The sequence below is a fragment of the Streptomyces sporangiiformans genome, from assembly GCF_005768555.2.
GTDB lineage: Bacteria > Actinomycetota > Actinomycetes > Streptomycetales > Streptomycetaceae > Streptomyces > Streptomyces sporangiiformans.
In genome coordinates this window covers 77,602-88,180 of the sequence record NZ_VCHX02000079.1, presented here as the reverse complement: position 1 = coordinate 88,180, position 10,579 = coordinate 77,602, and the positions used below count along the sequence as shown (strand labels likewise).

Genomic DNA, 10,579 nt, shown 5'->3' with positions numbered 1-10,579 from the left:
ACGACATCCACGAAGCCTTCCTCGGCCTCGCCATCTGCCTGATCACCCACCGCCACGTCCAACGGCTTTGTTAGGGCCTCTAAACCACATGGGCCTTCCGTTCGGTGACGCGCGCTTTGGGTCGGACCTGCAAGAGACCTCTTCAGCTGAGCAGACTCTCGAGCAGACCACCCGTTTCTGCCGTCCAGTTCTTCGGACCGCTGAAGCCATCAGAAGTGGCGTCCAATGCAGGTGCAAGATCACGGTCCAGGTCTGCGCTGATCTGGTCGGACATCATTCGGGAGGTGGTTGGCGCTGCGAGACATAGAGCGCTGTGAGCAGCGCAAAGACCGGGGCTACGAACGACGCTGCTTCGGCTGTGGTGGCCTTGCCGACTAGAACGAGGGCAGCACCAATGCTTAGTGCGATCACGGCCACAAGGAGCGCCCACCAGGGGATACGCTGGTTCATAGGTCATGCCTCTCTGCATAACAGCCGGATGGGTAGGGGCCTTGCGAATGCCTCGGGTTGCAGTGCTTTGGCCGGCAGCAACTCCGAGGCTTTCGTGATTTACATGGTCAGTGAGCCTCATGGCGCTCCATAGACGCCATCGGGCGGAGGGTCGTAGCCGCTCCAACCTTCGTAGCTCGAAGTGGGAGTGGGTGACTCGCCAACCACCCACCAATCGTCGGTGTCGGCGTCGGTGTGCTCGGCTGCGGCATCGGCGATCACGTTGGATGCCTCCGGTGCCGTGGGTGTGTGCAGGACCGTGAACCGCCGGAGTTCTCGCGTCGTGCGGCGGAAGCCCAGCAAGGACGAACGGAGCTCGCGGAGCTTGGCCCAAAGGTTGGGCGCCTCGGCCAGGACTGAAGCCTGTTCAGCCAGATAGTCCTCGCGCTCCTGACATGGAATCCACACGGCCAGGATGCGCAGTATCCCGAGACCAGGGGTCGCCCAGCGAGCCCTCTCCCATTGCCTGTCCTTAGGAGACAAACTCATCATTCGCCACCTCCCGCAACGTGCGGGCGGGGCACCAGGCCAGGGCGGGGTGTGGTGCCGTTCAAGGGACGGCTCGCGGTCCGCTGAGCAAGTAGGAGACGGACCTCCTCGGCTCCGTCTCGAGTGAACCGGTAGTAGCGCCGCCGTGGGCGGCCTTCAGCCTCGGCCGTCTCGTCGTCCTCCCAGTACCGCTCAACCCACCCTTGATTGAGCAGGCGAATGAGAATGGGCAGGAGGGTGCCGTTGGGCAGATTGGTGTGCTGGGTAAGCTCACGCGCCCAAGTGGGGTTGTCGGGCTTGGTGAGCATGAAGCGCAGCACCTTCTCAGCATGCGGTGTCATCTGAAAGTCGCTCACCTCCCCAATCTACCTAGGTAGATTGGGGACAGTCCAGTGGCGGGCAGTTGAGGGGAGCTACTCAACTGCCATAGATCCGCAGCTGACCTCTACGGTCAGGCGCGGTTAGTACTCCAGCAGTACTTCGTGGCTTGACCTGGGGAAACGTCGAGCGGTGGGAGTGTAGCGGGCGGGAAGTCGTCACGGATGGCTTCTGCCCGCACGCCCCTCGAAGGAGTGCCCCCGATGGCAAGGTCGCCCCGGGCCTGGGAAGCCTCCGGTCGTGATCACCGAACAGGCAGCCGAGACCTGGGACCGCGACCTGGACCACCTCTTCACCACCATCGGGCGCCACTTCGGCCGTGTCGAACCCCGCCGCCGGATGCGGGACTACGTGCGCGCACTGCTCGCCCCGGTGGCCCGAAAAAACAGCTGGCAACTTGCCGAACACGCTGGCCACGCCACCCCAGACGGACTGCAGCACCTGCTCTCCCGAGCCCGCTGGAACCCCGACGACATCCGCGACGACCTGCAGACCTACGTCGCCGAACACCTTGGCCGCCCCGACGGGGTACTGATCATCGACGACACCGGGTTCCTGAAGAAGGGCACTACATCCGCCGGAGTCCAACGGCAGTACTCCGGCACCGCCGGCCGTACCGAGAACTGCCAGATCGGCGTCTTCGCCGCCTACACCAGCGCGGCCGGCCGCGCCCTGGTGGACCGGGAGCTCTACCTGCCCAAGTCCTGGACGGACGACCGTGACCGCTGCCGCGCCGCCAAGGTCCCCGACGAGCGGGAGTTCGCCACCAAGAACACTCTCGCGGCGACGATCGTCCGCAGGGCGCTGGCCTCGCCGCTGCCGGTCGCCTGGGTCACGGCGGACGCCGCCTACGGACAGGACAACCGCTTCCGCCGGATGCTGGAAACATCCGGCGTCGGCTACGTCCTCGCCGTCCCCAAGTCCCAGTTCTCCCTGGCCGGCCCACGCATCGACAAGGCCTTCGAGCAGGCCCCCGACCAGGCATCGGAACGCCGTTCCTGCGGCGCGGGCGCAAAGGGACAGCGCGAATACGACTGGGCCGCCGTCCAGTTGCGCCCAGTGTCCGAGTACGACCACCAGGACGGCGTGTTGATCCGTCGACGGTGGGCGCTGGCACGGCGCAGCTTGAGTCGGCCGGACGAGATCGCCTACTACCTCGGCTACGCACCGCTGGATGTCGGCGTGGACGAACTGGTGCGCGTCGCCGGCGCCCGGTGGGCGATCGAAGAGTGCTTCCAGGCAGCGAAGAACGAGTGCGGCCTGGACGAGTACGAAGTCCGCCGCTACGTCAGCTGGTACCGCCACATCACCCTGGCCATGCTCGCCCACACCTTCCTCGCTGCGATGAGCGCGCGAGCAGCCGGAAAAGGGGATCCACCGGTGAGGATGCCGTGGTCATCGAGCTCACCGTGGCAGAAGTGCGGCGACTCCTGGCAGCTCACACACCCCGAGACCTTCACACCCTCACCCACGCGTTGAGCTGGTCGCACTGGCGCCGACGACGCCAAGCGGTGGCCCGCCGCTGCCACTACCGACGTCGGGGGCACTCCTTCGAGGGGCGTGCGGGCAGAAGCCGTCCGTGACGACTTCCCGCCCGCTACACTCCCACCGCTCGACGTTTCCCCAGGTCAAGCCACGAAGTACTGCTGGAGTATTAGCATGCGAAACGCCTCGCCCCCGGCAGCTGGAATGCCAGGGACGAGGTTTTCACGGTTTGCTGGTTCAGGCGTTGACGCGTTCGATCTCGATCGCGAGAACGCCCAGGGCTTCCTTCTCGGGGCCGTAGATGCGGCGAATGTTCGTCAGCTGCTGCTCGCGCGGGGAGTCGGGGTTGACGTTCGCCGGGCCCTCGGTGTCGAGCATCTCCTCGAAGGAGGTGTAGCGGGCCACGCGGATGACGCGGACCAGGCATTCGTCCTTGCCGCAGGCGAACTTGATGTGCTGGCCGGCGGCGAGGTTGCGCAGATTGGTGTACTGGACGCGGACCTCGATCTTCTTGCGGCCGGTGGCCACCAGGTCGAAGTAGCGGCGGAACAGGTTCATGTGCCGGGCCCGGGGCTGGGCGGGGGCTGCGGTGTGACGGGTCATGAGGCGGTCTACCCACTTTCCGGAGGTTGGCCGGGACCCCGGCGCTGGGCGCCGCCGACGGCTGCACGACAGTGACCAGGGGGCCGTGCCATCCACGGTGCAGGCCCTCGTTTCGTACCGGGCGGAGTCAGCCCTGAGAGGGCTGCTGGTAAGAGGCCGCCGCGATCCAGGCAGCGGCCGCGACCTTGAACAGTTCGAAAGCGATGCCGTACTGCCCCAGCACGACGAAGACCAACCCAGCCGTGCAGGCGGCCGTGCCGCCACAGAACAGACCCGCGCGACAGTGGTTGCGGATCCAGCGGGCCGCATCCCGACGCTTCTGCCGACGTCGCTGATGGCGCATCTGCCGCACTCGGCGGCGCTGAAGGGCCAGCTCTGACTCCGCGTCCTCGATCATCTCGTCGAAGGTGACCCGGAACTGGTAGGGCAGGCTGTCGCCCTGGCTGTCGGGAAGGGGAATCCTGATCGTGGAACTGGTCTCTTGGTCGCAGTTCCCGTCGCTCGTGGTGTGGCAGCCGAGTCGAGTGGACAGTGCGGGAGCAGGGGGTGTCTGAAGCCGCGTCATTTTTTTCGCCATGCGCACCATCCTGTTCACGGCAAGTGTCTGACCTGCGCAAACGGAACAGGGTCGGTGGCGACAGAACATTGGGGCGTCGTGACCTGGGCGTTCTGTTTCGTTCGACTTCGTTCCGGCGCTACCGTTCCCTCATCGGCGCGGGCGAGGGGGACCGTTATGGCGGACGAGACGCGGTACACGCAGGAACGCCAGGCTTGGGGCTCCCTGGGGACGGGCATGGGCGAGATCAGATACAACCCGGTCGCCCGCCTTGCATCGGGTCAACTGGTGCCGCTGGGAGATATGCCGGACGACATGGCGCACGAGCAGTCGTGGGACGACACGGCATATAGGCAGGCGTGCACGCAGCTGAGCGCGCAGCTGCGCGAGCTGCGCCGGCAGGTTGGACGGCCCTCACTGGACCGCATCGTCACGTGGGGCAAAAAGAAGATGCCTGACGGCCCGTCGATGTCCAAGTCGACCGTCAGCGACATCCTGTCAGGCAAGCGCGCCCCAGCTTCCCTTGACCGTCTGCTGTGGCTGGTGCAGGCGCTGATGAACTTCCAGGATGGCCGGGAAGTCGAGCCGCCCAAGCACCACAACCCCGCCCTCTTCAGCACCTGGCGCCAACTTTGGGACATCGTTGAGGACGGCCGCGCTGCTCAGCGCGCGCCCAAGACGGCCCCTTCCGAACCACCTCCTGCCCTGGGCGGCTCGGTGCCGCACCCTTTCGACAGCAGCGGTCGCGGCGGGGGCGGTGGCTATCCCTCGGAGTTCCTCCCAAAGGAGAGCGACCAGTAATCCGCAGCGTGAAGCAGCAGGCCCGGGCCACCGGGCAGCGGGCCCCCGTTGCGCAGGACCTGCACGGGGCCGCGGCACCACGGCGAGCAGAACTCCCGGGGCCGGCGGGCCGGTTCGGCGACGTCATTAGGTCCAATGGGGGCAACCGGGCGGGCACCTCCGAGAGACGGAGAAGCACTGGGGTATCCCGGCCAAGGTGACCGGCAGGTCGCTACGCCAGTCGCTGTCCCTGGACGGGAAGCTGGGCCAGGAGGCCCTGGACGAGTACCTCGACCGCGTGCTGTGCCAGTAAGAATCACGCCCTCAGCCACAAGGCGGACATCAGTTTGGTCACGACGGCCGCCACAGCCCGAGGATGTCGATCCCCCGCGTCAGGTCCTTGCGGTACAGCAGCGCCACCCCCAGCACGCCGACACTCGCGATGAGAACAGTCGTCACCGGATCCGACAGCGCAGGAACCCAGCGCCAACCGCCCCAACCCCGATGACCACAGCAAGGAACGCAAGGCGAAGCGCCTACCAGTCCCGCCCGGCCGAGTATTCGGTCAGCTTCTCTTCATCGAGGAGCGCGCCGAGTCGTCCGTCGGCGTAACGGTCGGCGACATCGTCCAGGAGGACGACGAGCGCGGGGAGCGCCTGGTTCCCTTCCACGTCGATCCGGGCCTCGGCTGCGTCCAGGCACTTCACGACGCGCCGCACGTGTGCCCGCACCACCTTCACGCGGCCGCCGCGGCGGGGCAGGCTTCGAAGGCCGTTCGATCTCAACGGATAAACGACAAGTTTTCGGTGGCTCGGCCGATTCGGGATCACGCGCCAACGCACGCACAGCGGTGCCTGTCGCCAGGAGCTGAACAACAACTGGATGAAGCTGATCGCGAACCCATCGTCCTCGGCGACGACACGGACCGGCGTGGCAGCGAAGTCGGGGACCGCGTCGAGGAACGACGCCAGCACCGCGCGGGTCTCCTCAACGCCGGTGGTGGTTCCGTCGGCGGCGTGGGAGCGGAAGTCCGGCGCGTACAGGGCGAACAGGGCGTCGAGATCACGCAGGTTGACGCGCCTGAGGTACTCATCCGCAAGCCAGTGCACGTCGGCGGTGGACGTTGGGATTTCGACGTTCGAGGAAGACATGTGCTTCTCCAATATGGATGGACGGAGCGGCTCCGCCCCAGTGACGGACCGTGGAATCGGATCGAACAAGCGGGAGGATGGCCCGCATACCGGGGTAACCGAGACGCTGGGCCATCTGCGCATACCGGCCCGCCAGGACCGGAAGCGACGGGGTTTGTCAGGCCGAGTGGGTGGGGTAGTCGGTGTAGCCGGCCTCGCCGCCGCCGTAGAAGGTGGCGGGGTCGGGGGCGTTCAGCGGCGCGCTGGTGCGTACGCGCTCGACCAGGTCGGGGTTGGCCAGTGCCATCACGCCGACGGTGACGATGTCGGCCAGGCCGTCTTCGATGTCCTTCGCGCGGGTGGCGATGTCGGTGCCGGCCCGGTTGAGAACCAAGGTGCTCGGCCACAGCTTGCGCAGGGTGTGCAGGAGTTCCTCGTCGCCGCCGTGGCCGATGTGCAGGTAGGCGAGGTCGAGCGGGGCGAGGGCGCGCACGAGCGCCGGGTACAGCTCGTGGGTGTCGCTCTCCGCGATGTCGTTGAACGGGTTGCCGGGAGAGATCCGGAAGCCGGTGCGGCCGGCGCCGATCTCGTCCGCCACGGCGGTGGCGACCTCGACGGCGAAGCGGATGCGGTTGTCGAGGGAGCCGCCGTAGCGGTCGGTGCGCTGGTTGGTGTTGTCGGCGACGCGGCGGCCTCCCATCGGGCTGACCACGGGCGGCTTCTACAAACAGTTCCCCTCCAAGGAGGCCCTGATCGCCGAGGCTGCCCAAGCCGCTTTCGGGGACCTCGACCTACTCCTGGCTTCGTTCGATACGGCCCACGGCGATCACGAAACCGCGCGCGGCGCCCTCGTCGACTTCTACCTGTCGGCCGAGCACCGTGACCAGCCCGGCACCGGTTGCCCCACCGCGGGATTCGCTGGGGACATGGCGCGCGAGTCCACAGCTGGGGAGGTGCGCGAAACGTACGCAGCCGGGGTCGAGGAATTCGCCGCGTGGATGTCTACCGACGCCAACGACGGCCTTCCCATGGTGGCCACTCTGGTCGGCGCGATCCTCCTCGCCCGGGCCACGGCGGGCACAGACCTGTCGGAGAAGATCCTGGAGTCGACCCACAAAGCCCTGACCGCACCACACGGGCCTTGACCCGGATCGGGACGCGGCTGTGCGACTGGGATCCGGCGGTCTCTCGTCACCTACACTAACGGAGACATCTGGCGCTCCCCCGCCATCCGGCTATCTGGCACTGCACGCGTCCGCAGCTCAACACGTAGAACTTGACAGGGAACACACCCGGTCGGTGTAGAGCTTGGTCGTCAGCTGGCCGCCGCAGCAGCCCGCACCAGAACGTGTCGTGCTCGTGCCGACGGCGGAAGGCGTCCAGCTCGATCGCCTCCAAAGGCAGCATCAACGGCTCCTCCGAGTCCGCACTGCCCAGGACCGCCGTCTGAATCTGCCGCTTGTCACCCTGCACGAACCCCCACCTTTCGTCCCAACTCATGGTGTCACTACGGGTGTTGCACCACAGCCGATCGTTGCGTTCAAGCCGTCGTGCGGCCGTGCGAGCATGAGTGGCCGTGATCAAGGCGCAGACGGGCACCGAGGAGCCAGCGTGAGACAGAACGTCGGATTGCCCTTGGCGGCTCTGGCGCTGTTGACCGCGTGCGGGTGTTCCGCGGGAGACACCCATCCCTGCACACTGAGGGACGCGCCCGCCGGGATCCGGGTCAAGGTCCCCCCGGAACTGGCGAACAGGGTGGCCGACGCAACCCTTACGGCCTGCTGGGACGGCAGATGCCGAAAGAGCGCGCTGCAGCTGCGGGAGACTTGGTCGGAAGAGCCGGCGGCCCCAGGCAACCCCGTGATGACCACGGAATCCGCTACCACCACAGAAAGCCCGGCAGCGAGGACACCACAAGCCCCCGAGTCCTTTCTCCGGTCTGGCTTCGCGGTCGTACGTGACCTCCCAGGAAAGCCGATACACGTCACGCTGGTCCTCAAGAACTAGCAGGGCGCCACCGTGCTCGACCGACAGATCAGTAACCACCCCGAAGCCCACCTATCCCAACGGCCGCAACTGCTCGCCGGGCGGCCACCAGGCGCGCCTGACGATCACGGGAGAGGGCTCGCTGATCCCACGCTGACCCTGCGCTCCGCAACCGATTTGGGCTGGCGAGGCGCTGGGGCCACCCGCGTCTCCAAGGTGTGGGACAGCAGCCGCTGTCCCGTGGCAGCGTGGCTGTCGGATGGTCCCAGCGCTCCGGCGTCCAGCCTGCTGGGTACGTTTCTGTGTACCCCGCTGGGTACCTTCACGCGAACGCCGCCATCGCCCCCTGAAACGGGACCGTCGCCACGGGGGAAGCGACGGGCCCGGCCCCCACGGTCCCACAGCCGACCGACGCGCGCGGTCCGACCAGCCGAAGAACTGAGCCGACGTCATGCGTCGGCGAACTCCTTGAGCATCTCCTCCAGGTCGGCCAGCGTGTCGGCGGCTGGCGTTCCGGAGCGCGCCTGGCGGATGGCGACTCCCCCACAGCAGCGCTAGACGCGTCAGGAGGCAGATGCGCCCTGACGGACAGGGACGGAACGGGCGGCAGCAACGGCGCCACGCGCTCCCACAAGTCGTCTGGCACAAGATCAGCACGCACCCGCACAGCCTGCCGACCAAGATCGCCAGCCGCAAGATCGCGGGCTTAACTCAGTTTGCAGCGGTCAGTTAATCGCTTGGGTCCGAAATGGCGTTCGGATACGGTGCCCGGATGGCTTCTCAGCGTGCCCTGCTGCCGCGCTCGACACCGGCCGCCTCGGGGATGTCGTCCCGTTCCATCGCCGCGCTGCTGGATCGGCTAGCACAATCCGTCGAGTGTCACTCCCTCATGGTCGTACACCACGGCCACGTCGTCGCCGAAGGCTGGTGGGCGCCGTACTCGGCCGAACGCCCGCACCTTCTCTACTCGCTGACCAAGTCGTTCACCTCGGTCGCCGTGGGGTTCGCGATCGCCGACGGGCTGCTCTCACTGGACGATCGGGTGGTGCACGTGTTGCCCGACCACGTCCCGGCCGACATCGCGGAGCAGGGAAGCCGCATCACCGTTCACCACCTGCTGTCCATGACAGCCGGGCACCTCACGGACAGCCTCGCCGAAGCCTGGGAGCTGGAACCCGACGACTTGGTGAAGGGCTTCCTGTGCCTGCCGTTTGCCGTGGCCGAGGGAACGCGGCATACCTACGACAACTCAACCACCTTCATCCTGGCCCGGATGGTGGAACGGGTCACGGGTCGCGGTCTCCCGGAGTTCCTCGACGAGCGCCTCTTCAAGCCGATGGGCGTCGACCACGCCGAATGGGACCGGGTGAAGAGCGGTGCCGCCTTCGGATTCCACGGACTGCACCTCACGACCGAGGCCATCGCCGCCTTCGGTGAGTTGCTCCTGCGCGGAGGCATGTGGGGCGACCGGCGGCTCGTCCCGCGCGAATGGTTGGAGCTCGCGACCAGACGGCACATCGACTGCGTGCCGTTCAAGGAGGGAGCGGACGACGCCGATTTCTCCTGCGGATACGGCTACCAGTTCTGGATGTCGCGTCACGGGTACCACGGTCATGGCTCCTTCGGACAGCAGTGTGTGGTCGTCCCGTCGCACGATCTCGTGGTCGCCGTGACCGCCCAAGGGGAGTCTCAGGAGGTGCTCGACGCCATGTGGGAGTGCCTGCTGCCCGGCGTGGACCATGCGGGAAGCGCCCAGGACGACGAGATCCTCGCCGATCGGCTGCAGCAACTGTCATTGTCGCCGGTGCCGGGTTCGGCCGACCCGGGGCGTTCGGCCAGCGCGACGCTCGACGCCTCCGCTGAGGGCTCGGCCCTGCCCGACGGAACGACGGTGATCATCGATCCCACCGACGGCGGATGGCTCGTACGGTTCGAGTCGCTCCTCAACGTTGAGATCGGCCATGGCGACTGGCGGGAAAGCTCCCCGCTCGGCCGACCTGTCGTCGCGGCCGGTGCCTGGCAGGACAGCACATTCGTCGCCGATCTCTACGTCGTCACCACCCCGCACCGCGTTCGGTTGGTCGTCGACGCCGAGGCGAGGACCGCTGCGGCGACATGGAGCACCGTGCCCCTGACCGGCCCCAGCCTAGAGTTGCACGTGCGGTCGCCACTGATGACACGGCCCGATGTCGCGTAGGTGTTGAGCCTTCCTCCCCAATGAACCTGTTCATCATGAATACTGGAAAAACTCCCGAGCAAGCCCGGCGCCCTGCCCGGAGCCACCGCGCTGGAACAGGCCCGCGCGGCGGGGAAGTCACCCCGGTGCACGACGCCTGGCGGGAAGCCACCCGCCGCGCGCACGGCGACGCGTCCGGCACCCGCGCGTTGATCGAAGTCCTGTTGCTGCACCGTCATATGAGCCACGACCACGTCGTCGTGGGGATCGCCGCCGCCCTGCGGGCTGGGGCTCTGACCGTGGACGCGGTCGCCCTGGAAAACGCCGGGCCGCCGAACACGAAGCCCCGAGCCAGGCCAGCCCGGACGCGGCACTCGGCCGGATCGCCTCTCCGGTGGTGTCACTGACCACGCGCCGGCCGGCTGCGCTGCCGCCGGACCCGCGCCGCTGCCGTCGGTGGCCGCCTACGACCTACTCCTGCGGCACGCCCGGCCATCGGCCGGGCGT

At 67.2% G+C, this 10,579-nt stretch carries 10 protein-coding genes; 5 read left to right on the top strand and 5 right to left on the bottom strand.

Features of this window, described 5'->3' with window-relative positions:
* Positions 1-977: 977 nt before the first annotated feature.
* The gene (locus FGD71_RS08585; RefSeq protein WP_119099769.1) at positions 978-1,334 is read right to left on the bottom strand and encodes a PadR family transcriptional regulator; all 357 of its coding nucleotides are present in this window, start codon (positions 1,332-1,334) and stop codon (positions 978-980) included.
* Positions 1,335-1,596: 262 nt separating this feature from the next.
* On the opposite strand from FGD71_RS08585, the gene FGD71_RS08580 reads away from it, so the two are divergent.
* Positions 1,597-2,835, top strand: coding sequence for an IS701 family transposase (locus tag FGD71_RS08580; RefSeq protein WP_425329662.1), 1,239 nt, complete (start codon positions 1,597-1,599; stop codon positions 2,833-2,835).
* A gap of 243 nt (positions 2,836-3,078) precedes the next feature.
* On the opposite strand, the gene FGD71_RS08575 is transcribed toward FGD71_RS08580, so the two are convergent.
* Both FGD71_RS08575 and FGD71_RS08570 read right to left on the bottom strand, forming a co-directional pair.
* On the bottom strand, positions 3,079-3,444 hold the full coding sequence (locus tag FGD71_RS08575; RefSeq protein WP_119099768.1) for an ASCH domain-containing protein: 366 nt from the start codon (positions 3,442-3,444) through the stop codon (positions 3,079-3,081).
* 127 nt (positions 3,445-3,571) lie between these two features.
* Positions 3,572-4,030: a hypothetical protein gene (locus tag FGD71_RS08570; RefSeq protein WP_140935847.1), complete on the bottom strand. Its 459-nt coding sequence runs from the start codon at positions 4,028-4,030 to the stop codon at positions 3,572-3,574.
* Between the two features lie 147 nt (positions 4,031-4,177).
* On the opposite strand from FGD71_RS08570, the gene FGD71_RS08565 reads away from it, so the two are divergent.
* Positions 4,178-4,801, top strand: coding sequence for a helix-turn-helix domain-containing protein (locus FGD71_RS08565; RefSeq protein WP_119099766.1), 624 nt, complete (start codon positions 4,178-4,180; stop codon positions 4,799-4,801).
* 515 nt (positions 4,802-5,316) lie between these two features.
* On the opposite strand, the gene FGD71_RS08555 is transcribed toward FGD71_RS08565, so the two are convergent.
* A complete protein-coding gene (locus tag FGD71_RS08555) occupies positions 5,317-5,931 on the bottom strand; it encodes a nuclear transport factor 2 family protein (protein WP_162931073.1) in 615 nt (204 codons plus the stop codon).
* A gap of 157 nt (positions 5,932-6,088) precedes the next feature.
* Entirely contained in the window at positions 6,089-6,610 is a 522-nt protein-coding gene (locus FGD71_RS08550; protein ID WP_240436465.1) for an oxidoreductase, read from the bottom strand.
* Between FGD71_RS08550 and FGD71_RS08545 the strand changes: the two genes are divergently transcribed.
* From FGD71_RS08545 to FGD71_RS08525, 3 genes are all read left to right on the top strand, one after another.
* The gene (locus tag FGD71_RS08545) at positions 6,585-7,055 is read left to right on the top strand and encodes a TetR/AcrR family transcriptional regulator (RefSeq protein WP_119099763.1); all 471 of its coding nucleotides are present in this window, start codon (positions 6,585-6,587) and stop codon (positions 7,053-7,055) included. The genes FGD71_RS08550 and FGD71_RS08545 overlap by 26 nt on opposite strands.
* 1,613 nt (positions 7,056-8,668) lie before the next feature.
* A complete protein-coding gene (locus FGD71_RS08530; RefSeq protein ID WP_181359153.1) occupies positions 8,669-10,093 on the top strand; it encodes a serine hydrolase domain-containing protein in 1,425 nt (474 codons plus the stop codon).
* 125 nt (positions 10,094-10,218) lie between these two features.
* Positions 10,219-10,479 (top strand): hypothetical protein, encoded by a 261-nt coding sequence (locus tag FGD71_RS08525; RefSeq protein ID WP_420878259.1) that lies wholly within the window; start codon positions 10,219-10,221, stop codon positions 10,477-10,479.
* The last annotated feature ends 100 nt before the right edge of the window (positions 10,480-10,579 follow it).

Coding starts and splice junctions, on each gene's coding strand:
- FGD71_RS08575 (WP_119099768.1), bottom strand. CDS start 3,444: ATGACCCGTCACACCGCAGCCCCCGCCCAGCCCCGGGCCCGGCACATG.
- FGD71_RS08570 (WP_140935847.1), bottom strand. CDS start 4,030: ATGGTGCGCATGGCGAAAAAAATGACGCGGCTTCAGACACCCCCTGCT.
- FGD71_RS08565 (WP_119099766.1), top strand. CDS start 4,178: ATGGCGGACGAGACGCGGTACACGCAGGAACGCCAGGCTTGGGGCTCC.
- FGD71_RS08555 (WP_162931073.1), bottom strand. CDS start 5,931: ATGTCTTCCTCGAACGTCGAAATCCCAACGTCCACCGCCGACGTGCAC.
- FGD71_RS08550 (WP_240436465.1), bottom strand. CDS start 6,610: ATGGGAGGCCGCCGCGTCGCCGACAACACCAACCAGCGCACCGACCGC.
- FGD71_RS08530 (WP_181359153.1), top strand. CDS start 8,669: ATGGCTTCTCAGCGTGCCCTGCTGCCGCGCTCGACACCGGCCGCCTCG.